At 46.3% G+C, this 387-nt stretch carries 1 pseudogene; it reads left to right on the top strand.

Annotated elements, in window-relative coordinates:
* Positions 1-140: 140 nt before the first annotated feature.
* Positions 141-293 (top strand): annotated as a pseudogene (locus FLV34_RS43615) (phage terminase large subunit); the annotation flags it as partial.
* Between the last annotated feature and the right edge of the window lie 94 nt (positions 294-387).

Below are 387 nucleotides of genomic sequence, written 5' to 3'. Positions count from 1 at the left end.
AGGCCACCGTGGGCGTGGTGGCGCTGGGCACGGCGTGGGAGCTGCGCCGGAGCCCCAGATAGGAAGAGGACACGTGTGAACACGAGTCAACTGCAGCTATTTCGCTAGACGACCTATGGTTGTAAAAATATAATCCAGTTTCAGCTACTCATTGGATAAAAAGAAAGTATTTTGACTATAAAAATGATGATATATTTACTCATCATAGTACTTATCTACAAAATAGATTCATAGATGAGGCTTACTACATTATAATTCTTTTAAGAAAACGGCAACCCCCAGTAATTACCTAAGACCATACTCTCTTCCCCTACACAACACTCGCCCGATCTCCCTTTTCCGCCACAATCTAGGCATGCAGGGGGACACGCCGGGATCGGGCATGAG

This window comes from Microbispora sp. CSR-4 (genome assembly GCF_008033685.1).
Taxonomy (GTDB): Bacteria; Actinomycetota; Actinomycetes; order Streptosporangiales; family Streptosporangiaceae; genus Microbispora.
Note: the sequence above shows the minus strand (reverse complement) of the source record. Positions and strands in the feature narration are given on the sequence as shown.